This window comes from Tenacibaculum sp. 1_MG-2023 (genome assembly GCF_030547425.1).
GTDB lineage: Bacteria > Bacteroidota > Bacteroidia > Flavobacteriales > Flavobacteriaceae > Polaribacter.
This window is the reverse complement of sequence record NZ_JAUORH010000001.1, coordinates 53,228-77,039: the sequence shown is the minus strand read 5'-3', so window position 1 is coordinate 77,039 and position 23,812 is coordinate 53,228. Positions and strand designations below refer to the sequence as shown.

The following is a 23,812-nucleotide window of genomic DNA, read 5'->3' as shown; positions in this document are numbered from 1 at the left end:
CAAATGTACGAGGATTATTTTTTTGTGGTTAAGAATTATAATTTTTAACTGAATCTAATTAGGTTTTATTTTAATTAGCACATACCTCTGCCATTTCTTCAAAGTGTGTTTCATCAATCTCTTTTATTAAATTTAACACATCTTTAGCTACATTTATCCCCTCATCTAATTGATTATCTGATGAATCATTATCAAAATCTTGGGCATGGGAATATTTATTAATAAATTTATATATATACTCTTCTTTTTCTTTTAAAGTTGTATTCTTTATTGACTTCTCAAACAGCTGTCTAAAATCATTTACTTTTTTAGGATATTTAAATTTTAAAAAAGTTTCTAATGTTTTTCTAGCTGCATTTGCTGTAAGGTATGCCTTATCTAAATCTACTTTTACTTCACTCGAATAATCAATTAGCTTTTTAAATTGGTAATGATATTCCGATGAATATTTTAAAAGTGTTTCATCTGCGTTTCTAATCTCTGAATACCTTATATTTTTTTTATTTAATTGTACCTCTAATGTGTAAAAATTACAAATTGATTTCGGTTTTGAACTATCTTTTATATTTTTTTCTTTTTGCTTTTTATTTTTGGCATTAAACCAATCACGAACAAGCCTGAAGTAATTAAAGTTATGGGTTAAAACAAATAATTGTTTGGCTTCATTACAATTTAACTTTAAATAAGAATATGAACTAAATAAATTATTTGAATCAAAACTGGATATAGGATCATCAACAACAATTATTGAATTATTAATACGATTATCTTGCTCTTTAAGTTTATTTATAAAATATACAAAAGCTATAGCTGTCTTTTCTCCTTCACTTAAAAACTGTCCCTTAGTATTTGGGTCATTATTTCTTTCAATAACATAACCTCCTTTTGTTTGTGGAACTAAAGAAATATCTTTTCTCCCAAGAAACTTCCATAAATCAGTATTAAATTTTTCAGCACCAAGGGCTTCAGTTGAAATCTTTTTATTCAATTGCTTAATCTCAACTTCTATTTCCTTATTCTTCTCTTTTAAAATTTCTTGTTCGTTCAGTTTATTAATTTCTTCTTTTGATTTTTTATAATAATCATACCTTTTCAACTCCTCTTTTATATATTCTAATTCTAAATTTATTTTTGTCTTTTTTATTATAGAATCTGCATTTTTAAATTTATCGTTATGGTAACTAATTAATGAATCTATCTCTCCAAAATACTTTAATATTAAAGTACTATCAAAAACTAATAACTTACCTTCAATAATTTTAAAAGGGTCTTTTCTTTTTGTTTCAAGTAATTGTTTCCAATCAGATTTAACTAACTCAAGTTTTTTTAATTCATCATGAATAAAATCAAAAAACTTTTTATAATCTTTTTGATACTCCTTATAAAATGAGTTTTGACTTGGAATATATGGGTATTCAAAATCTTCTATCCATTTAATAACACTATCAATCTGTTCTATTATGTTTCGATAAGAATCACTAAAATAACTGTTTAACTCTTCTATTCGTTTATCTGTTATTTGATTACCACAAAAAGAACATTCTTCATTTTCTTTATGAATATCTAGTCCTTTTTTTACCCATTCACTTTTTTCAGGAGAATCTTTTAATATATCTATTACTTTAGAAGCAACTGTAGACTCTAATATAAGGTTTATCCTATCGTAAGCTTTATCTACTTGCTCTAACTTAGATAAGTCAGGCTTGTTAATAATATCTTTATCTTGTGGTTTAATTGTTTGAGCTAATTTTTCAATTTCAGAAACATTCATTTGAGGTTTCTGTATATCTAATTGTTTTTCTTTAAGTCTATTCTCTAATTTGGTTTTATTATAATTAGAAAGGTAAGTATCATCTACTTCAATTAGTTGGAATTTTTGTTTTATGTTTCTGGCTGCTTCTGATAAAAAACTACTATTATCCTTTACAAGCCCCTTTTCTCCCTTGGATTTGCCATCACCCTCTAGAACAAGAGTTAATTTCTCTATAGAACTCTTAATTCCTTTCTCTTCCTTAATCTTATTATCTCTCTGCTGTATTTCTATTTTTTTATCCTCAGAAACAACTAGAATTCCTTTGATTACTTTATTCCAATTTATATTTCTTTCCATAAACCCTTTATCAAAAACTTTTATATTTAACTCATTATCAATATCATTAAGATTAGATAATATTGTTGTATCGTCAATATGGAAACCCCATTTAGAATCTGGGAATCTTGTTTGAATATCTTTTGACTCTAATAAAGAAAAAAGATGTGATAATGTTGATTTCCCACTTCCATTATGTCCATAAAATAAATTAAATCTATTAAATTCTAAATAATTAGATTGATTCGAAATACTTTCAAATATTCCAAAGTTTTCTATCTCTTTAATTTTCTTTATCATAGTATATTTTATCTACGTTATCTTCAAAACTAAACATACACAACCACGATTCTTTACGACAATCCATAAAGAAGTGTTTGTTGTTACTTTTTTAATAAAAAAATAGTTGAGATAAGGGGTAGTACTACTTTTTGTTTTTTAGCGTGTTAAACATAGTAAAAAAAGAGGAGAGAGGCAAGGGTTATTTATTTGTGTGTGAGTTTGTAAGGGTGTTTGTAGTTTTTAAGAGTATTTGTAACTCTCTTTAAAAAGATTTATCGCTATCGCTCGAAATGACAACTCATTACGTCATTTCGAAGGAAGTATGACTGAGAAATCTTATTGTTATGTATTAGAAATATTAAAGGGTATTCGTGACTCTAATTAAGCAGATTTCTCGCTATCGCTCGAAATGACAACTTATACGTCATTTCGAACTGAAGTACAACGGAAGTGAGAAATCTTATTGTTGTGTGTAGGGAACTTTCAAGAGTGTTTCTGACTCCCATTATTGAGATTTCTCTGTCGCTCATAAAATCGCTCCTTCGAAATGACAGAAAGAATTGGAATGACAGTATTAATTAAAACACTTCATTATTTAAAAAATTCCATTCAGGATTGAAATTATTAATCAGGCTTTCTTTCTTTTCTCTACGCCATTTTTTCAATTCTTTTTCTCGGTAAATTGCTTCGTTTATCGTTTCAAAAGCTTCGTAATAAATCAAATAATAGCAATTATATTTTCCTGCAAAGGATTTTTTAGCATGCTCACTATCAAAATAATGCTGAGATAATCGTTTTTGGAGGTTGTTAGTCACACCAATATACAGCGTGGTTTTGTTCTTGTTTGTGATGATGTACACAACATATTTGTCTAGCATTTTTTATTTTAAAGATATGAAAAATTCTAAACGTCATTTCAAAGGAGCTACGACTGAGAAGTCTCAAGATTCAGCAGAGCTAAATCTTATAATGGTCTATTAGGTATTTTCAATAATGCTTCTAACTAGAATTAAACAGATTTCTCGCTGCGGTCGAAATGACAACTCATTACGTCATTTCGAAGGAGGCATGACTGAGAAATCTTACAGTCGCATGTTAGGTATTTAAAAGAGTGTTTCCTACTCAAATTAAGCAGATTTCTCCCTACGGTCGAAATTGTAAAGGTTAACTAATTCGTTGACAAAATCTTATATTTTGTTATGCGTATAAATACAGATGATTTAACTCTAGTTCGAAGCTATTTACAGAAGTATCAATTTTTGATAAGTGAGTATGAACAAGTAAAAAACAAAACACATCCTCGTTATCGTTTTGTAAAAGAATTTTATGAAGCCAATGGCACAGATCGACGTACTTTTTTGAAGTATTATAATCGTTTCAAACAAAGTGGTAATCAAAGGGATTTATTACCTCGAAAACGAGGACCTAAATGGAAAACTAGAAGACCATTACCTTTTATTGAACAAAAAGTATTAGCTTTAAGAGAGCAAGGCAATAATAAATATGAGATTAGTTGTATTTTAAAGCCTAAATTAAAACAGTTTACACCTACACCCTCTGGAGTTTATAATATATTAAAACGTCATGGTCTAAATAGATTAAGTCCAAAAATGGTTGAAAACAAAAGAAGAATCATTAAGAAGAAAGCAGGAGAGTTAGGTCATATTGATACTCACTACTTGCCTAAAGGAATTGTTAACTCAGAACCTAAAAAACGTTACTATTTGTACGGTATTATAGACTCCTGTACTCGAGTTGCTTGGGTAGAGTTAACAGAAGATTTAACAGCGTTAACAACTATGTTCTCTGGGCTTAGAAGCTTTAACATTCTTGCCAGTCATTATAATATTAAGTTCAAGGAAGTTTTAACTGATAATGGTCCTGAGTTTGGTAAAAAAGAAAGTAAATCTAAGGCAGGCCATCCTTTTGAAAGAATGCTTACTGAATTAGAAATAAAGCATAGATATATTAAACCTTATAGACCACAAACCAATGGAAAAATTGAACGTTTTTGGAGAACAATTGAAGAGGACGTAATCCATGGAACTTATTTTGAATCTAAAGAACATTTGAAAGAAGAAATATTACAATATATTTATTATTATAATCAAGAAAGACCACACCAAAGTTTAAATGGTGTGGCTCCTAATATTTTTAACCAAAACTGTCAACGAATTAGTTAACCTTTACAGAAAATGACAGGACACCATGCAACCTCAACGTCTTTCTTATGTTGTACAAGGATTTTTTTTGTAGAAAAAAGTTTGTACAAAAAAAGGTTTTATTCCTTACAAATAGTAATCGCTCCAACTCGTGCTAACTGACTTACAAAATCAAATACATCCATTAATTCCCAAGTAGGAGTGAGGTGGTTTTGTAGTTCGTCAAAACTTATGGTTTCTCCTGTGTTTAGCTTTTTTATAATTGTGCTTAGTTGTGAGTTATTGCTAACAACAACTTCATTTCCTCTTGCCATTATACAGGTTTTCTCTGTGTTTTCTGTGTGTAGCAACAACGGAAAAATTGTTTTTCCCATAATTTGAAATGGCGGGTTAGGTAAACCTTTTTTGTTTTCAACTATTGAAGGCTGTAAAACTCCTGCGTTACTTTTTAGCCTAGTAATATATTTTGAAAGTGTGTTTTTATATTGCTGTTCCCACGTTTCAGGGTTTAATAAGGGATTCCAATCCAATTCTTCGGTTGTGATATCTACGGGTGGTAAGTACCCTACTTTTGGATTTTTTATTAATTCACTAGACGCTATTTGTGTAGCAATTGTTTTTTCTAAATAGTCTCTAGACGGATTGATATAATCCATTACCACACTTAGCGAAAATTCATCAGTTTTTGCAATATGATATACATGATGCGGAATAAACATCGCCGATTTTGCTTTTAACGGGTATTTTGTAGATGTTGATAACATTGCATCTACCTCGTGGAACACCTGAGTATTGTGTTCTATTTGGTTGTATTTTTCAATATCCCAAGTATAAAAGTCTTTAGAGTTTGGACCTAAATGAAACAAAAAACCTTCTTCTCCTTTGGCTTCTTTATGAATTCCGAAAGGGGTAAAACCATAGTTTCCCATAAAAAATAAAAAAGAGAGTCCGCCTAAAGGCATTCCTGCTTTTTCAAGTAGTGGAGAAACAATGTGACACATTCTCTCGGTAAACTCATTGCTAAAGCTTTCTAAACTATTGAAAACAACTCCGAATTTCTGATCTCCGAAGAGCTTCCTACACCATTGCTCAATAGTTTCCTCTTCTTTTGGTCTATTGGCTACCATTTCTTCTGCTATTCCGTTTTGAAGTTCGTGGTTTATATATACTTTAATGCCTTTGTGGAGTTCTCCCTTGTCTAAAAACCGATTGATGATGTTTTTTAATTCTTGTTTTAAAAAGATTACATCGTCATCAGAAAGTATGTTATCTACAGAGGTTGGTTTGGTGAGTTCTTGTGAGTTTTGATAGAGTTTTTTCCAAGTTTCAGAATTCTTCTCGTTGTTCATAGGCTGGTTTTAAAGCTTCTGCTCATAAAAATAAGGTATTTTGAAAATTATTTTTATGCTTTTATTCCCTTATTTTAATCGGTTATACCACCTCAACGTTATTTCGAAGGAATAGGTGACCAAAACAATCTGTTTGTTGAGATCATATAAAAGAAAATTGCTATCTAATTTACAAACATTTACCTGATTCAAAACCTTCTTTAGTAATTGGTTCTCCGTTAATTGTATCAGTATCCCAGTCTTGTGAAATTAACCATACACCATTCTTTTTATTAAGTACCACGTGGAACCTACCGTATACAATACGTGGTTCTTTGTCTTTTTCAGTATATATAACTCGGTAATAACCTACTTCATAACCAGTACTTTCTTTGTAAGTTCTTTGATTGAAACAAAAATCTATTTGTCTTTTCTTAGTCGTTGGTTTTTGATAAGATGTTTGCACTGATGTTTTGTATTCTTCACCTATACGAATTCCATACTTATTAACTCTTAAAACATCATTAGTATGCAAACTATTAAATGTATTCCAATCTCTAGCTTCAAAAGATTTTTTAAATGGTTGCCATATTTGTTGGTTGACTTCTTTTTCTATTACTCCTTTATTTTGTGAAAAACTAAACGTAATTGAAATTAGAAAAATTAAAATAGTGTATGCCGTTTTCACTTTGATAAGATTAAAAATTCATTTGTTAACAAGTTAGTAATTTTAAAAACGAAATTAAGATTTATTGATTCTTTTTATGTGTTCTATAAGTATTCTCTATTAAATTTTCTTTTTTCTATTTTTTTTATTAAAACCTGTTTAATCGCTATTTTAAAGAATAAAAAAACACTAGTATAAACATTCGTATTAACTAAAAATAAAAACTCTTTAAAACACCTAAAAAATAGCTGTTATTTATTAGTAGTTTTTATGTGTTTTTAAATTACAATAAAAAAAAATAATACTTTGTTTTTGGTTAGAATTGTTAACTTTCGGCGGTATTTATGTGACTTTATTTAAACTTTGCTTCTAAATAAATACCACTTACTTTCAATCATAAAAAAACAAAAAATTATGTCAATATCAGATTTATATTCAACCGGAAAACATAAACAAGAAATAGGGCACTTTGCTAGTGTAGTAAAAATTGCTGAGACTGATGGAATTATTTCAGAAGGGGAACAGTTATTATTAGACAGAACCGCAAAGAAGTTAAATATTAGTGAAGAAGAATATAAGCTAATTTTAAAAAGTCCTGAAAAATATCCAATAAACGCCCCTGTAAGTTATGATGAGCGTATTGAGCGCTTATATCGTTTAACAAGAATGATTTTTGCTGATGAAAATGTAGCTAAAGAAGAAGTTGGTATACTTCGTAAAATTGCAGTAGCTTTGCATTTCTCTGCAGAAAATGCTGAGAAAGTTTGTGATGAAGCCGTTCATTTAGTTTTAAATGATAACAACTTAGATGATTTTACCGCAGCTATTAAAAAGGTGAATGCCAATTAATTTAATTATACTAAAAACTTATTAAACCAGTTATTACTCTAAACACTTATCTCCCGATGAAACATAAAATTTTATTCATAGCAATCTTTACCTGTTTAACAACATCCGTTTTTTCTCAAAATTTAAACGACTCTTGGCAAATAGGTGTAGGTTTTGGAATAACAAAATTTAGTGAAAGTGACGCTGCTTTTATTGGCGATCAATATTTATTTCAAGTACCTACTGTAAGTTTAACTATGCCTATTGGTGATCGTTTTTCTTTAGATGGTGCTGTGTCTTTTAATACTATTGATGATGTTGGTTTTATTAAAAATTCGGCAAAGTATTTTTCTATGGATGCTTCATTTCGTTATAACTTAAATGCAGTGTTAGATAAATTTGCTCCGTATGTTTTTATAGGAGGAAGTGTAGTAGATTCTGAACGTAAAATGACACCTACACTTAATGTTGGTGCTGGTGGAATTTACTGGGTTAGCGATAACATCGGTATTAATCCACAATTATACTATAAACATTCTTTTGAAGGTTATGAAAGTATGCGTTCGCACATTCAAGGAACTTTAGGTGTTGTTTTCAAATTAAACTGGAACAATGGTGGTGATAACAATGGTCGTAATGCTGCAAAACATTTAGGAGGTTGTATGTTTTAAACTTCTCTAATTTTATAAAAATAAGAAAGCCGCTTTAAAAGCGGCTTTCTTATTTTTATGATAATGCGTTTATTGCATTTTGTATTCTTGTCATGGTCATTTCTTTACCAATCATTGTCATAATTTCAAACAAATCGGGTCCTGCTAATTTACCTACCAAACTTAAACGAAGTGGCTGCATCACTTTACCAAAGCCTATTTCTTTAGAGGTAATCCATCCTTTAATTTCTGTTTGTGCATTTTCAATTGAAAAGTTTTCTATATTAGAAATGACTTCTATTAACTCTTGCATTAGCTCACTCGTAGTGTCTTTCCATTGCTTTTTAACTGCTTTAGCATCGTATTCTGAAGGGTTTTCAAAGAAAAAGCTAGATAACTCCCAAAAATCAGCTACAAACGTCGCACGCTCTTTTATTAAAGAAACTACTTTTTCTGCCTGATCTTTATATGTACTTATACCTTTTTCTTCAAGAATAGGTAAGAATAACGCTGTAAGCTCTTCGTTAGACTTTTGCTGTAAATACTGTTGGTTAAACCATTTTGCTTTATCAGGGCTAAATTTAGCTCCTGATTTGCTTACGCGCGCTAAATCGAACGCTTCTGTTAATTCTTCTAAACTAAAAATTTCTTGTTCTGTTCCAGGGTTCCACCCTAAGAACGCTAACATATTTATAAAAGCATCAGCGAAATAACCGTCTTCTTTATATCCACGTGAAACATCTCCTGTTTGCTCATTGGTATATTCTAACGGGAATACTGGGAAACCTAATTTGTCACCATCACGCTTGCTTAATTTACCTTTTCCTACTGGTTTTAAAATTAATGGTAAGTGTGCAAATTTTGGTGCTTTCCAATCAAACGCACGATATAATAACTCATGTAGTGGGAGAGAAGGTAACCATTCTTCACCACGAATTACATGCGAAATTTCCATTAAATGGTCATCTACAATATTTGCTAAGTGATAGGTTGGCATTCCATCAGATTTAAACAATACTTTATCATCTAACGTGTTTGTTTCCACTTTAATCGTACCACGAATTTCATCTTGTAAAATCAACGTTTCATCTTGTGGAGTTTTAAAACGGATTACATACTTTTCTCCTGCACTAATCTTAGCTGCAACTTCATCAGCAGAAAGAGCCAACGAATTATTTAACTTTAAACGATTATGCCAATTATAGATAAACGTTTTTCCTTGCTCTTCGTGATTTTTACGATGTGCATCTAACTCTTCAGCTGTATCAAATGCATAATACGCCCAACCACTTCCAATTAGTTGATCAGCGTATTTTTTATACAAATCTTTACGTTCTGACTGACGGTATGGTCCGAATTTTTCGTTTTTACCTGGACCTTCATCAAACGGAATGTTACACCATTCTAAAGAATCGATGATATATTTTTCTGCATTGGCTACATAACGAGTTTGGTCTGTATCTTCGATACGTAAAACAAAGGTTCCGTTATGTTTTTTAGCAAATAAATAATTGAATAAAGCAGTTCTTACACCACCTATGTGTAATGGTCCTGTCGGACTCGGAGCAAAGCGTACTCTTACGTTCTCAGTCATTTTTTTATTGATTTGAAAGCGCAAAGATAGTTGTATGTTAATAGAAAAGAAAAAGGAGGAAAGAGAAAAAAGAAAAAAAGCGAGTTAAACTCGCTTTGTGTTATCTTATTTATACTGGCAGTAACCATGGAAACAATACATATCCCTTCTCGGACAGTCTTGATCATATCTACACCTAGTAAGTCCGAAACCTCCATTAATATTTTTCTGTTCAGTCTTTTTTAAGGTAGTACCTAAATTTGAAATGTTCTTTAGCATAATATATTTTTAAGATATTTGACAATAACCCCAGTAACAAAAGAAAACTTCATTTTCCATTCCTGGTAAAGAATTAAGAATACTACAATCACTATTCGAATTGCATTGCATACGTCCTCCTCTAGAACCACCATTAATAAATTTTTGTTCTTTTTTGTTTAGGGTAGTACCTAAATTTGAAATGTTTTTTAACATCTTTAAAGTTTTTAAAATTAATACTAGCAATTTAATTAAACTTTAAATACTTAACACTTTTTTTGCCTTACAAAAGGTAAGGCAAAACCTTACTTTTTTATTGATCAATAAAAAAGCGAGCTAATGCTCGCTTTGTGTTATCTTATTTATACTGGCAGTAACCATTAAGACAAAAAGAATCCCAAGGTGGACAATCTTTATCGGTATGACATCTAATGTTTCTCCACCCTCCATTGATATTTTTTTGTTCTTTTTTCTTTAGGGTAGTACCTAAATTTGAAATGCTTTTTAACATCTTTAAAGTTTTTAAAATTAGTACTAGCAATTTAATTAAACTTTAAACACTCCTCGTCTATTTTACCTTACAAAAAGTAAGGAAAAACCATACTTTTTAAAATTTATGATACAATCCGAAACTCAATGCTGGGGCTTTGGCAACATTTCTTCCTGCAAAAGCTCCTCCGAAACCAACATTAGCTCCAAAAGATTTATTGAACTCACCTATAAGTTTTAATCCAAAGGCAGCATAGCTTTGATCGTTTACATACAAACCTGTAGCTAAATTTTCCTTAGATAATACTATATCTCCATTTTTTAAAGAAGCAACACCATCTAAAAACCCAGCTATCCATAACCAATTTAGTGCTTTATACCCTATTTCTCCTCCGAGTTTATAGTTAGAGCTATAATCATTAGTTCTAATATCAAACCCTGTGAACGCTTGTATATACCATGAATCAAAACCTCTACCTGTTAAAAACAACGGGGTAAATGTCCACGCATCGTAACCACTTCGTAATCCTGAATTTTCTTTATAGGTACTTGTATTTGCTTCTATAGAAAGTTGTCCTGAAAGCAACCACTTATTATTAGAAAAATTATGTTTTATTCCTAATTGAATATTCCCTAATAAAGTTTCTGAAGCTTCATCAATGGTAAAAGAAGGAAAAATTACTGACATGTCTTCGGTAAAATCGCCTGTTTTTACCATTTTTAAAGGAATGTTAGCAAATAGTGTTGTTTTGTCAGTTACACCATATTCTCCGTATAGTTGTACTGTATTATCGGTTATTTCTCGTTGTGGTTTATAGTCTGGGTTTCCATAGATTTTATCATAGCTTCCAATGGTAGTATATGATACTTGAATATATCCTTCGTTTTTATTTTTTGTCCATGGACTTTGAGAAAAAGCATTAAGTGTAATTAAAAATAATGCTGGTAAAACTAGTTGTTTCATGCTAAAAAGATTTTATAATTAGTTTACAAAAGCTTTCGTTCCTTACAAAAGACTTATTTTTTAAGTAACATTTTTTTATTATTAATTACACTTCACAGAAAAGCAGCATTAAATTTAATACTGCTTTCATACATTCTACTTGAAGTTTTTAACTTATGCAACACAATCCATTTTGTATAATTCCTACACAGCTTATATCATATGGCGTATCAAATGCACATGGATTTCCTTCTCCAAAACCAACATACCCATTTCCTCCAGGGTATCTTTCATGACAACCTGTAATATCACATTCATTATTTCCTGAAAACCCTCCATTAATATTTTTTTGAGCTACTTTATTCAGTAGAATACCTAAGTTTGAAATGTTTTTTAACATCTTTAAAGTTTTTAAATTAGTACTAGCAATTTAATTCAACTTTAAATACGAATCACCTATTTTACCTTATAAAAGGTATGGAAAGTCCTTATTTTTTCTTTAAATACTATTTTAAAATGATTTATTAAGAGGATATGTGCGTTTAAATAAATCTTTAACTAAGATTTCTTCATAAAACATGTATTTTTATACTTAGATATGAAAGATTTTAATAAAATACAACAAAAGCTACAGCAGTTTAGCAAGAAGTTTTACACTAATGAATTGATAAAAGGAAGCATTTTATTTGTTGCATTAGGATTAATCTATTTACTTTTCACACTGTTTATTGAATACTTTTTATGGTTAAAACCTACAGCTAGAACTATTTTGTTTTGGTTATTTATTGTGGTGGAAGTATTCTTACTATTCCGTTTTATTTGTTTTCCTATTTTTAAAATTGTGGGATTACAGAAAGGAATTTCTTTTGAAGAGGCTTCTAAAATCATCGGAAATCATTTTCCTGAAGTAAAAGATAAATTATTAAATGTTTTACAATTACAGCAAAACAATCAGCAGTCTGATTTATTAGCTGCTAGTATTGAACAAAAGTCGAAAGAGTTACAACCTGTTTCTTTTAATAAAGCTATCGATTTTAGTGGAAATAAAAAATATATAAAGTATGCTTTAATTCCTTTTCTTATTTGGGGTATTTCTTTGCTTACAGGAACTTCTACTAAGCTTTCGCAAAGTTTTAATCGTGTGGTAAATCATTCCGTAGCTTATAATCCTCCAGCTCCTTTTTATTTTAATTTAACTGCAAAAGATTTACGTGTTATTAAAGGAAAAGATGTAACCGTGTATTTACAAACAGAAGGGGAGGTAATACCACAGGAAACCAAAATTCATTTTAATAATCAACAATACTTTATGGAGAATGAAGGAAATGGTTTGTTTTCGTATACATTTTCAGAAGTTCAAAACCCAATTACTTTTTATGCAAGTGCCAACGGAATTGAATCTAATAAGTATCACATAACGATTATTAAAACTCCATCGATTCAAAATATTTCATTAAATCTAACCTATCCATCATACATAGGAAAAGCTTCTGAAACAATTAACAACACCGGAAACTTAAATGTTCCACAAGGAACAATTATAAAATGGGATATTAAAACTTCTGAAACCGATACAGTTACCTTTATAGAAAAAGAAAAAAGAACAATTTTTAAACAAAAAGAAAACAACGAATTCGAGTTTTCTAAACGTGTACTGAACAATACTAATTATCAAATTACAACATCTAACAAAAATCTAACAGATTACGAACAGCTACAGTTTTCTATTAATGTAACTAAAGATGAATATCCAACTATCAATGTAAATTCAAATATTGATAGTATTTCTCGTGGAGATGCTCAGTTTATAGGTCAAATTTCTGATGATTACGGTTTTAAGATGTTAGAATTGGTTTATTATGATAAAAATAATATTCAAAAAACTGATAATAAATTAATTAACATTAACAAAGAGATTATTCAGACCTTTTATTTAGAGTTTCCTGGAAGCTTAGATTTAAAGAAAGGAATAGACTATGAAATGTACTTTCAGGTATACGATAATGATCTTGTAAATGGTAGTAAAAAGGCCATCAGTAGAAAATTTAGTTATCGTCAAAAAACTGAAGAGGAAATAGAAGAAGAACTATTGCAAGAGCAAAAAAACTACATTCAAAACATCACTAACTCGTTAGATCAGCAACAAAAAAGCAAGAAAGATTTAGAAAAGATTCAGTTTGATTTACAAAACAAAAAGAATATCAACTGGAATGATCAGAAAAAAATTCAGAATTTAATAAAGCGTCAAGAGCAATACAAGCAAATGATGCAACGTCAAACACAAAAATTACAAGAAAATTTTTCTGAAAAGAAAGAGGAAAATGAAACACTTCAAGAGAAAAAAGAGAACCTTAAAAAGCGTATTGAAGAACTTAAGAAGTTAGAAAAGCAGCAAAAATTACTAGATGAATTATATAAGCTAGCAGATAAACTGAAGAAAGAAGATTTAATTAAAAAGACTAAAGAACTAGCTGAACAAAACAAACAACAGGAGCGTAGTTTGGAACGTATTTTAGAAATGACTAAACGTTTTTATGTTGAACAAAAGATGAATCAACTAGCTAATAAACTTGATGATTTATCTAAAAAACAAGAAGAGTTAAGTAAAAAAAAAGCTAGTAAAGAAGAACAGCAAGAGGTTAATGAAGAGTTTACAAAAGCAAAGAAAGAATTGGACGACTTAGAAAAAGACAATAAAGAGTTAAAACAACCCATGGATATGCCTTCTATGGAAAATTTAGAAAAACAAACTCAAGAAGAACTGAATAAAGCTGAAGAAAACTTAGATAAAAATAATGCTTCTGAAACTAAAAAAAATCAGAAAAAAGCTGCTAAAAAGATGCAGGAAATGAGTCAAAAAATGCAACAGTCAATGCAATCGATGAGTGCTGAAATGGAGGAGGAGAACATGGAAGGATTACGTCAAATTTTAGAAAATTTAATTACATTTTCTTTTGACCAAGAAGCACTAATGGATGAGTTTTCTTCATCGAATTCATCGCATCCAAATTTTGGTAAAAACCTACAAAAACAACATCAGCTTAAAACCTATTTTGAACATATTGACGATAGTCTATTTGTGCTTTCTATGAGGGTTCCCAGTATATCTTCTAAAATTCAAGATCATCTAGCACAGGCACATTATAATTTAGATCAGTCTTTAGAGAACTTTGCAGATAATTATTTTCAGAACGGTATCTCCAATCAGCAGTATGTAATGACTTCTGCTAATACGTTGGCAGATATGTTGAGTAATACTTTAGATGCCATGCAAAACCCTAAACCTGGTAACGGAAAAGGAAAGGGCAAAGGGAAATCGTTTAGCTTACCAGACATCATTCAAAAACAAAACGAATTGATGGAAAAGATGAAACAAGGTATGCAAAAGAAAAATCAAGGAAACCCAAAGGATGGAAAAGACGGTAATAAAGAAGGTGAAAAAGAAGGACAAAACGGAGAACAAAGTGATGATTTAGATCGCGAGTTATATCAAATTTATAAAGAACAATCACAGTTAAGAGAGCAATTAGAAAATGCTATTAGGAAAGGAAAAAGAGGGAATGGTGAAGCTAAAAAAGCATTAAAGGAAATGGAGCAATTAGAAAATGAGATTTTAGAAAAAGGGTTTACACAAGAAAGTATAAATAGAATGCAACAGTTAAACTATGAGTTACTAAAATTAGACAAAGCATCTTTTGAACAAAATAAAGATAAGCAACGTAAATCGAATACCAATTTACAAGAGTTTAATAACAATACTTCTAAAGAATTGAAGTTTAAAAAGTTGTTTTATAACCAAACAGAGATATTAAACAGACAATCACTACCTTTGCGCCAAAATTACAAAAAGAAGGTGCAAGAGTATTTTAGCCTTCCAAAGGATAAAAAATAATACATTAAAAAGCCTTTAGATTATACAAATACTATCGCTTTTTAATTGATTTTTTTTAAGACATTAACAATAGTATTTGATATAAAGAAATGATTGCATTTAATTACGAAACCGAGTTTCAATTAAACAATGAAGAAAACACTTCTAAATGGATACAAGAATGTATCGAAAAAGAAGGTTTTGAATTAGGAGAAATCAACTATATTTTTTGTGACGATGCCTATTTACATAAACTCAATGTTGAGTTTTTACAACACGATACTTTAACTGATATTATCAGTTTTGATTATACGTTGGGTAAGTTAGTAGGGGGCGATATTTTTATTTCTATAGAAAGAGTAAATGATAATGCTAACGAGTTTGATACTTCTTTTGAAGATGAATTACACCGAGTGATAATTCATGGTATTTTACATTATATGAAATACAAAGACAAGACTGAGAAAGAGAAGCAAATGATGCGCTCTAAGGAAAATGAATGTTTAGAAATTTTAGATAAAATATAAAAGAGTTCCACGTGGAACTGACTATAAAAAATGAGTTTAGTTAATACGACATACGATGTAATTGTAATAGGAGGTGGACATGCTGGAAGCGAAGCAGCTGCAGCAAGTGCAAACATGGGAGCACACACTTTGTTAATTACAATGAACTTACAAAACATTGCTCAGATGAGTTGTAATCCTGCTATGGGTGGAATTGCAAAAGGGCAAATAGTACGAGAAATTGATGCTTTGGGTGGTTATAGTGCTATTGTAACTGACAAGACAGCTATTCAGTTTAAAATGCTTAATAAATCAAAAGGGCCTGCTATGTGGAGTCCGAGAGCTCAATCAGACAGGATGCAATTTGCAGAGTGTTGGAGAACGATGTTAGAGCAAACAGAAAATTTAGACTTTTATCAAGATTCTGTTAATGGATTATTGTTTGATGGAGATATTATTAGAGGTGTTAAAACTGCTTTAGGTTTAGAAATAAAAGCTAAAACAGTAATCGTAACAGCGGGTACTTTTTTAAATGGTTTAATTCATATTGGTGATAAAACTTTTGGTGGAGGTAGAGCAGGTGAAGGAGCTTCAACAGGTATTACTGAAGATTTAGTTACGAAAGGCTTTGAAGCTGGTAGAATGAAAACTGGAACTCCTCCTCGTGTTGATGGACGCTCTTTAGATTATTCTAAAATGACGGAACAACCTGGTGATGATTCTCCAGAAAAATTCTCGTATTTACCTATTACAAAAACATTAACTAAGCAACGTTCTTGTTATCTTACTTACACCAATCCTGAAGTACATGATATACTTCGTGAAGGGTTTGAACGCTCGCCAATGTTTAATGGTAGAATTAAATCTACAGGACCTCGTTATTGTCCTTCAGTAGAAGATAAGATTAATCGTTTTGCAGAGAAGGAACGTCATCAAATTTTTGTAGAACCAGAAGGTTGGAATACAGTTGAAATTTATGTAAATGGTTTCTCAACATCGCTTCCAGAAGATATTCAAGACAAAGCTATTCGTTCTATCGCTGGTTTTGAAAACGTAAAGTTTTTTAGATACGGTTATGCCATCGAATATGATTATTTTCCACCTACGCAATTAAAACACAATTTAGAAACTAAATTAGTTAACAACTTATTTTTCGCTGGACAAATAAACGGTACAACGGGTTATGAAGAAGCAGCTGCACAAGGTTTAATGGCAGGTGTAAATGCAGCCTTAAAAACTCAAAATAAAAAACCATTTATCTTAAAAAGGAGTGAAGCTTATATAGGTGTTTTAATTGATGATTTAATTACAAAAGGAACAGAAGAACCTTATCGAATGTTTACTTCTCGTGCAGAGTATAGAACTTTATTACGACAAGATAATGCTGATTTACGTCTTACTGAAAGATCTTATAAATTAGGATTAGCTTCACAGGAAAGAATGGATAGAGTAGAAGAGAAGCAAAACAAAACTCAAAACTTAATAGATTTTATCACTAAATTAAGTATTACAAAAGAAGAGGTAAATCCTATTTTAGAGAATAAGAATTTAGCAACCATTAATCAATCTATGAAATTATATAAGATTGCTGCTAGACCACAATTATCTTTTTCAGATTTTAGATCGATTGATAAGCTTGAAAATTATATTCAAGAAAACGATATTGATGAAGAAATAATAGAGCAAGTTGAGATTCATTTAAAATACTCTGGCTACATCGAAAAAGAAAAGAATAATGCCGATAAATTAAATAGATTAGAAAACGTACCTATTCCTTCTACGTTTGATTATACTAAAGTAAAGTCTTTATCATATGAAGCTAGAGAGAAGTTAACAAAAATTCAACCTACTTCCATTTCACAAGCAAGTAGAATAAGTGGTGTTTCACCAAGTGATATATCAGTACTACTTGTTTACATGGGTAGGTAAATTCTAATTTAGAGTTACAAAAAACAAAATGTTCCATGTGGAACGTTTTGTTTTTTTATGTATAATTGTTCGATAAAAAATAATGTTCCACAAGGAACACTCAACACATTTTATTAGTTTGATTACAGATAAAGAATTCTACAGAAACTTAAAACCTTTTTTAAACTGTATTGATCATACAGTATCAAAAGAAAGTTATGAGGTAATGAGAAATGAAGATTACGATATGTTGGTAACTTCACCTGTACCTAACAACTTAGAAAAATATTATGCTAGTGAAGATTATATTTCACACACAGATAGTAAAACTTCTCTTTTTGATAAAACATATCAGTTTGTAAAAAATTACACTTTAAAGAAAAAACTAAAATTGATTAACTCTTTTAATACAGAAGAAAAATCAATTTTAGATATTGGAGCAGGTACTGGTGATTTTTTAAAAGTATGTGAAAAAGGTGGATGGAGAATTAATGGAGTAGAACCTTCTGAAAAAGCTAGAGATTTTGCTAAAAACAAAAACATAAATCTTGTAGAGGATATTTCTAAAATAGATAATAAGCAATTTGATGTTATTACACTTTGGCATGTATTAGAACATATTCCTAATTTAACAGAGTATGTACAACAACTTAAATCACTTTTAAAACCAAATGGATTTTTAATTATTGCTGTTCCTAATTATAAAAGCTTTGATTCAGAACACTACAAAGAGTTTTGGGCTGCTTATGATGTTCCAAGACATTTATGGCATTTTTCAAAAACAACTATTTCAAAAATATTTTCATTCGTTGAAATAAAAGTTGAAAAAATACTTCCAATGAAGTTTGATTCATATTATGTTTCTTTATTATCAGAAAAATATAAAACAAAAAAATCAAGACCTATTCATGCTTTTTTAACAGGTTTAAAGTCAAATATGAAAGCAAAACGTTCTGGTGAATATTCTTCTTTAATTTACATCTTAAAAAGTAAGTAAAACTAAATTTAAAGCTATTTTAAGTAGTTTTAAACACTAAAACATACAAATACCTTGTTAAAATTTAAAAACCTCTTAAAATTAGATTTTTAAGAGGTTTTTAAATAATAAATATTAATTATTTATTATGTTTTTAATAGTTTTTATCTATTTAATAAATATACGCCTAAAACTGCAATTATAAAGTAAACTGCTAAGGTCATCGCCCCTGCATAATCTTTTGCTAATCGTTGACCAATTAATAAAAAGATTAATGTTACTGCAGATAATTCTACACCAATTAAAGCGATGTTATGATTTCCTGTTGTTGATAAGTGGAAAATTCCAACAAACATTAATGCACCTGCTAATAATTCCATCACTAAAATAACGGCTAATAAAATTGGTACTGAATTTTTTAAAGGTGAATCTTTAAAGTGGCCTCTAATAAAAGACAAATTTCCTTTCCAGTCACTCACTTTATCAATTCCCGATTGTAAAAAAGTAACGATTAAAAAAAGTAAGATTAAAATTTCTGTTATGCTTTGTTGTATAAGTTCCATGTAATTGATTTTTTACAAATGTAATTTTAAAAAAATAATTGTAACAATTATGAAAAAATTCGTCCTATAAATATCTACTATTAAGTAGTATCTTTATCAAAAAAATTACTAACATTTAAATATTAAAAACTATGTCAATTTACATGTATCCGGTTATTGCTATCGGGGTTATCGTTTTATTATCTTCATTTTTTATTGTTAAGCAACAAACCGCTGCGATTATTGAACGTTTTGGTCGTTTTCAAAACATCCGTCAATCTGGTTTACAATTAAAAGTTCCTATTGTAGATAGAATAGCAGGGAAATTAAGCTTAAAAATTCAGCAATTAGATGTAATAGTGGAAACAAAAACCTTAGACGATGTATTTGTTAAATTAAAAGTTTCTGTTCAATACAAAGTAATAAAAGATAAAGTGTATGATGCTTTTTATAAGCTAGATTATCCACATGATCAAATTACTTCTTATGTATTTGATGTAGTACGTGCAGAGGTACCTAAAATGCGTTTAGATGATGTATTTGTTAAGAAAGATGATATTGCAATCGCTGTTAAAACAGAATTGAATGATGCAATGATGGATTATGGTTATGATATTATAAAAACTTTAGTTACCGATATTGATCCTGATGCTCAAGTAAAAGCAGCTATGAACCGTATTAATGCAGCAGATAGAGAAAAAACTGCGGCTCAATATGAAGGTGATGCACAGCGTATTTTAATTGTTGAGAAAGCAAAAGCGGAAGCTGAAAGTAAACGTTTACAAGGACAAGGTATTGCTGATCAACGTCGTGAAATTGCCCGTGGATTAGAAGAATCTGTAGAAGTATTAAATAAGGTTGGTATTAATAGTCAAGAAGCTTCTGCTTTAATTGTTGTTACCCAGCACTACGATACATTACAATCTATTGGTGAAGAAACAAACAGTAACTTAATTTTATTACCTAATTCACCACAAGCGGGTAGTAATATGTTAAATGATATGGTAGCAAGCTTTACAGCTAGTAACCAAATAGGGGAAGCTATGAAAAAAGCTCAAGAGAAAAAAGACAAAGAATAATATGATATTATCAACTACACCTTTGTTAGAAAATAGACCTGCTAAAGAATATTTAGGTATTGTTACAGGTGAAACAATTATTGGTGCAAACATTTTTAAGGACTTTTTTGCTGGTATTAGAGATATAGTAGGAGGTAGGTCTGGTTCGTATGAAAAAGTTCTAAGAGAAGCTAAAGAAATAGCTTTAAAAGAAATGACTGAAAGAGCTCGTAGTTTAGGAGCAGATGCAGTCGTAGGAATTGACTTAGATTATGAAACTGTGGGTTCAAATGGTGGTATGCTAATGGTCACAGCCTCAGGTACTGCCATAAAAATATAACTAAATAAAAAACCGAAACATTAAATGTTTCGGTTTTTTTTATTTGTGATACGTACTAATCTTATTTTTTATCTTCTGCTTTATCAATATTCTCTTCATCTTCATTTTTAGTAGCATCTTTAAATTCTTTGATACCTGTTCCTAAACCTCTCATTAATTCAGGTATTTTTCTACCTCCGAATAATAATAATACTAATGCAACGACAATAGCTATTTGCCATGGTCCAATCATGCCTAAAAATATAGTAAGTAAATTCATTTTTATTAAATTTTGCGCTACAAAGATACGAAATTAACTTCGGTGTTCAATTACTCCACCAATTACTTTTTTGTCTCTAAATACTTCTGGTTTACCTTTGTAAAAAATAGAACCTCCAAACGATACTTTAGCATCTAGTGTTTCTCCAGACTGTACTTCAACCTTAGAACCAGATCCAGCTTTTACAGTGGTCATTTGTTCTACTAATAATTTATATCCATGATACATTCCACCTAAATCAGCATTCACATTTTGATTCTTGGTTGTACCAGAAAGCTTAATAACAGCTCCTGAAGAACTTTTTACATTCAAATGCTTAACATAAACCACAAGATTGATAAAAGCCCCTTCTTGAGCTCTAATTTCAACTTTTTGTTGATTAATATCTTTTCCTGTAATTGTTGCTCCTTCATTTGCATCAATGATTGATAAAGTTTTATTGTAATATAATGTTGCTTTCACTTTACCATCGGCAGTAGTTTCTGGGAATCTTAATAATACTTTTAAGGTAGTTCCATCCAACTTAATTTTAACTTTATCTGTTTTTTCACCAGTAACTATTATTTTAGATTCATCAGATTTTACGAGTTTTAAATCTATGCCATTATACACTTTTACGATTGAAAAGTCTCCTAAATTTTTAGTTATAGTTGTTTGAGCTGATGCTAAAACGGTCATCAAAAACAAACTTAATATTGCTAACTTCTTCATAATTAATTCCATTAGTTAATTGAGTATAACCAATAATTATACCAATACTATAAAGGTAAATCTTAATTTTTATTGTTTAAACTGTACAAATTAGTGTGAGATCAAATTGAAATCAAGATGTTTACGTTCCAAATCGGTGTGTTTTACTTTTACTACTACTTCATCACCTAGTTGAATCATATTCTTGGTCGATTGTCCAATCACAGCATATTGTTTTTCGTCAAAGATATAATAATCATCCTTAATATCTTTGATTCTAACCATACCTTCACATTTATTAGATTTAATTTCAACATAAATTCCCCATTCGGTAACCCCAGAAATTACACCTTCAAACTCTTGATCTTTATGATCTTGCATGTATTTTACTTGCATGTATTTAATAGAATCTCTTTCGGCTTTAGAAGCTAATTCTTCCATTTTTGAAGAATGCTTACACTTTTCTTCATAAATTTCTGCTTTTGGTGAATTTCCTCCGTCTAAATAATGCTGTAATAAACGATGTGTCATTACGTCAGGATAACGACGAATAGGTGAGGTAAAGTGGCTATAATAATCAAATGCTAATCCGTAGTGACCAATATTTTGTGTAGTATATTCAGCTTTACTCATAGAACGTATTGCTAAAGTTTCTACCATATTAGCTTCCCCTTTGCCATGTACATCTGATAATAATTTATTTAAACTATCTGATGTTTTATGGCGGGTTTCTGTATTGATTTTATATCCGAACTTACTAATAATATTTTGTAATGATGCTAATTTTTCAACATCTGGTTCATCGTGTACTCGATACACAAATGTTTTCTTACTTGGTTTTCCACCAGAAAAACCTATGAACTCAGCAACTTTTTTATTTGCTAATAGCATAAATTCTTCGATTAGTTTATTGGCTTCTTTGGCTTCTTTAAAGAAAACTCCAGTAGGATTTGCATTTTCGTCTAATTCGAATTTAACTTCAACTCTATCAAAAGAAATAGCTCCAGATTTCATACGTTTCTTACGCATCTTTTTTGCTAATTCATCTAATTTTAATGTAGCTTCAACAATATTTTCGTCAACTTCATAGGCTTCACCTGTTAAAGAAACATCAGCAGGTATAATATTATTTTTGTTTTCAATTATGGCTTGTGCTTCCTCATAAGCAAAACGCTTGTCTGAATAAGTAACTGTTCTTCCAAACCATTGGTTGATAACTTGTGCTTTCTCATTCATTTCAAATACGGCAGAAAAAGTCAATTTTTCTTCATTTGGTCGTAATGAACAAACTCCATTACTTAACATTTCTGGTAGCATTGGTACCACTCTGTCAACTAAATATACTGAAGTAGCACGATCGTAGGCTTCATCATCTAAAGTTGTCTTTGGTTGTAAGTAATGAGAAACATCTGCAATATGAATTCCTATTTCATAATTTCCATTTTCAAGTTTGGTAAATGATAAAGCGTCATCAAAATCTTTTGCATCTTTTGGATCAATAGTAAAAGTTAAATCACCACGCATATCTCTACGTTTAGCAATTTCTTCTTTAGTTATATCAATGGGTAATTCTGATGCTTCTTTTTCTACTTCTGTTGGAAACTCATACGGTAAACCATACTCTAGTAAAATAGAATGAATTTCGGTATCATGGTCTCCTGGTCTTCCTAAAACTTGTGTGATTTTTCCAAACGGATTTTTAGAATTCTCAGGCCAATCAGTCATTTTAGCAACCACTTTATCACCATCTTTTGCACCATTAAGTTTACTTTGTGAAATAAAAATATCGGCATACATTTTATTGCTATCAGGTATCACAAATCCGAAGTTTTTATTCATTTGTAAAACACCAACAAATTCTGTTTTAGCTCTATCTATAATTTCAACAACATCTGCTTCTAATTTATTACTTCTACGCTTTTTATAAACATAAGCTTTAACAGTATCGTTATGTAAGCCTTTTCCTAAATTTACTGAAGGAACAAAAATATCATGTTCAAAATCATCACAAATAAAATAAGCATTACCGTTAGAAGTAGCATCTAATGTACCAATATGATACTTACGATCTTCGTTTATTTGATATTTACCTCTGTCAATTTCTTTAATTTTTTGATTGGCTGTTAATTCAGCTAGTTTCTTAATAATCTGATTTTTACCATCAGTATCAGAAACCTTCAATTTGGCAGCAATCTGCTTGTAATTATAATTTTTATTACTGTCTTCGTTAAGTATTTTGAAAATGTTTCGGGTAAGATCTTTAATTACTTTACCCTTTTTTTTGTAGATTTTTTTCTTTCTAGTCATTAATCTTTCGTCTTATTAAATTTTCAACCAAAGTACAAATAAAATTAATGCTAATAATTTAAATAACTGTTATAAATTGATTTCGT

22 protein-coding genes are annotated in these 23,812 nt (G+C 30.0%); 9 read left to right on the top strand and 13 right to left on the bottom strand.

Going from position 1 to position 23,812, the window contains the following annotated elements; translation table 11 throughout:
- Nucleotides 1-70 precede the first annotated feature (70 nt).
- Nucleotides 71-2,389, bottom strand: a complete 2,319-nt coding sequence (locus Q4517_RS00380) for an AAA family ATPase (RefSeq protein WP_303504963.1) — start codon at nt 2,387-2,389, stop codon at nt 71-73.
- A 560-nt stretch (nt 2,390-2,949) separates the two neighbouring features.
- Nucleotides 2,950-3,249, bottom strand: a complete 300-nt coding sequence (locus Q4517_RS00375; RefSeq protein WP_303504961.1) for a GIY-YIG nuclease family protein — start codon at nt 3,247-3,249, stop codon at nt 2,950-2,952.
- 321 nt (nt 3,250-3,570) lie between these two features.
- On the opposite strand from Q4517_RS00375, the gene Q4517_RS00370 reads away from it, so the two are divergent.
- The gene (locus tag Q4517_RS00370) at nt 3,571-4,554 is read left to right on the top strand and encodes an integrase core domain-containing protein (RefSeq protein WP_303504959.1); all 984 of its coding nucleotides are present in this window, start codon (nt 3,571-3,573) and stop codon (nt 4,552-4,554) included.
- A 98-nt stretch (nt 4,555-4,652) separates the two neighbouring features.
- On the opposite strand, the gene Q4517_RS00365 is transcribed toward Q4517_RS00370, so the two are convergent.
- Entirely contained in the window at nt 4,653-5,882 is a 1,230-nt protein-coding gene (locus Q4517_RS00365; protein ID WP_303504957.1) for an RNA methylase, read from the bottom strand.
- Between the two features lie 169 nt (nt 5,883-6,051).
- Nucleotides 6,052-6,549, bottom strand: coding sequence for a nuclear transport factor 2 family protein (locus Q4517_RS00360; RefSeq protein WP_303504955.1), 498 nt, complete (start codon nt 6,547-6,549; stop codon nt 6,052-6,054).
- A gap of 393 nt (nt 6,550-6,942) precedes the next feature.
- Here Q4517_RS00360 and Q4517_RS00355 point away from each other — a divergent pair, with 393 nt between their 5' ends.
- Complete coding sequence (locus tag Q4517_RS00355; protein ID WP_303504953.1) at nt 6,943-7,377, top strand: TerB family tellurite resistance protein; 435 nt, start codon at nt 6,943-6,945, stop codon at nt 7,375-7,377.
- Nucleotides 7,378-7,433: 56 nt separating this feature from the next.
- Nucleotides 7,434-8,027 (top strand): outer membrane beta-barrel protein, encoded by a 594-nt coding sequence (locus Q4517_RS00350; RefSeq protein ID WP_115899651.1) that lies wholly within the window; start codon nt 7,434-7,436, stop codon nt 8,025-8,027.
- Between the two features lie 55 nt (nt 8,028-8,082).
- Here Q4517_RS00350 and gltX read toward each other — a convergent pair whose 3' ends face one another.
- The 5 genes from gltX to Q4517_RS00325 all read right to left on the bottom strand — a co-directional run bounded on the left by gltX (nt 8,083) and on the right by Q4517_RS00325 (nt 11,669).
- A complete protein-coding gene (gltX, locus tag Q4517_RS00345) occupies nt 8,083-9,600 on the bottom strand; it encodes a glutamate--tRNA ligase (RefSeq protein WP_303504948.1) in 1,518 nt (505 codons plus the stop codon).
- Between the two features lie 267 nt (nt 9,601-9,867).
- Nucleotides 9,868-10,053: a hypothetical protein gene (locus Q4517_RS00340; RefSeq protein ID WP_303504946.1), complete on the bottom strand. Its 186-nt coding sequence runs from the start codon at nt 10,051-10,053 to the stop codon at nt 9,868-9,870.
- 142 nt (nt 10,054-10,195) lie between these two features.
- Nucleotides 10,196-10,348: a hypothetical protein gene (locus Q4517_RS00335; protein WP_303504944.1), complete on the bottom strand. Its 153-nt coding sequence runs from the start codon at nt 10,346-10,348 to the stop codon at nt 10,196-10,198.
- A gap of 96 nt (nt 10,349-10,444) precedes the next feature.
- Entirely contained in the window at nt 10,445-11,290 is an 846-nt protein-coding gene (locus Q4517_RS00330) for a hypothetical protein (RefSeq protein ID WP_303504942.1), read from the bottom strand.
- 148 nt (nt 11,291-11,438) lie between these two features.
- On the bottom strand, nt 11,439-11,669 hold the full coding sequence (locus tag Q4517_RS00325; RefSeq protein WP_115899646.1) for a hypothetical protein: 231 nt from the start codon (nt 11,667-11,669) through the stop codon (nt 11,439-11,441).
- 198 nt (nt 11,670-11,867) lie between these two features.
- On the opposite strand from Q4517_RS00325, the gene Q4517_RS00320 reads away from it, so the two are divergent.
- The 4 genes from Q4517_RS00320 to Q4517_RS00305 all read left to right on the top strand — a co-directional run bounded on the left by Q4517_RS00320 (nt 11,868) and on the right by Q4517_RS00305 (nt 18,551).
- A complete protein-coding gene (locus Q4517_RS00320) occupies nt 11,868-15,161 on the top strand; it encodes a DUF4175 family protein (RefSeq protein ID WP_303504939.1) in 3,294 nt (1,097 codons plus the stop codon).
- 89 nt (nt 15,162-15,250) lie between these two features.
- Nucleotides 15,251-15,667: an rRNA maturation RNase YbeY gene (gene ybeY, locus Q4517_RS00315; RefSeq protein ID WP_303504937.1), complete on the top strand. Its 417-nt coding sequence runs from the start codon at nt 15,251-15,253 to the stop codon at nt 15,665-15,667.
- 30 nt (nt 15,668-15,697) lie between these two features.
- Complete coding sequence (gene mnmG, locus Q4517_RS00310; RefSeq protein ID WP_303504934.1) at nt 15,698-17,575, top strand: tRNA uridine-5-carboxymethylaminomethyl(34) synthesis enzyme MnmG; 1,878 nt, start codon at nt 15,698-15,700, stop codon at nt 17,573-17,575.
- An 82-nt stretch (nt 17,576-17,657) separates the two neighbouring features.
- Entirely contained in the window at nt 17,658-18,551 is an 894-nt protein-coding gene (locus Q4517_RS00305) for a class I SAM-dependent methyltransferase (RefSeq protein ID WP_303504932.1), read from the top strand.
- A 143-nt stretch (nt 18,552-18,694) separates the two neighbouring features.
- Here Q4517_RS00305 and Q4517_RS00300 read toward each other — a convergent pair whose 3' ends face one another.
- The gene (locus Q4517_RS00300) at nt 18,695-19,093 is read right to left on the bottom strand and encodes a DoxX family membrane protein (RefSeq protein ID WP_303504928.1); all 399 of its coding nucleotides are present in this window, start codon (nt 19,091-19,093) and stop codon (nt 18,695-18,697) included.
- 131 nt (nt 19,094-19,224) lie between these two features.
- Here Q4517_RS00300 and Q4517_RS00295 point away from each other — a divergent pair, with 131 nt between their 5' ends.
- Both Q4517_RS00295 and Q4517_RS00290 read left to right on the top strand, forming a co-directional pair.
- Nucleotides 19,225-20,151: an SPFH domain-containing protein gene (locus tag Q4517_RS00295; RefSeq protein WP_303504926.1), complete on the top strand. Its 927-nt coding sequence runs from the start codon at nt 19,225-19,227 to the stop codon at nt 20,149-20,151.
- Between the two features lies 1 nt (nt 20,152).
- On the top strand, nt 20,153-20,470 hold the full coding sequence (locus tag Q4517_RS00290) for a heavy metal-binding domain-containing protein (protein ID WP_303504924.1): 318 nt from the start codon (nt 20,153-20,155) through the stop codon (nt 20,468-20,470).
- Between the two features lie 61 nt (nt 20,471-20,531).
- On the opposite strand, the gene Q4517_RS00285 is transcribed toward Q4517_RS00290, so the two are convergent.
- From Q4517_RS00285 to rnr, 3 genes are all read right to left on the bottom strand, one after another.
- A complete protein-coding gene (locus Q4517_RS00285) occupies nt 20,532-20,729 on the bottom strand; it encodes a twin-arginine translocase TatA/TatE family subunit (protein ID WP_303504921.1) in 198 nt (65 codons plus the stop codon).
- Between the two features lie 33 nt (nt 20,730-20,762).
- A complete protein-coding gene (locus Q4517_RS00280; RefSeq protein WP_303504919.1) occupies nt 20,763-21,440 on the bottom strand; it encodes a head GIN domain-containing protein in 678 nt (225 codons plus the stop codon).
- A gap of 90 nt (nt 21,441-21,530) precedes the next feature.
- On the bottom strand, nt 21,531-23,726 hold the full coding sequence (gene rnr, locus Q4517_RS00275) for a ribonuclease R (RefSeq protein ID WP_303504917.1): 2,196 nt from the start codon (nt 23,724-23,726) through the stop codon (nt 21,531-21,533).
- Nucleotides 23,727-23,812 lie beyond the last annotated feature (86 nt).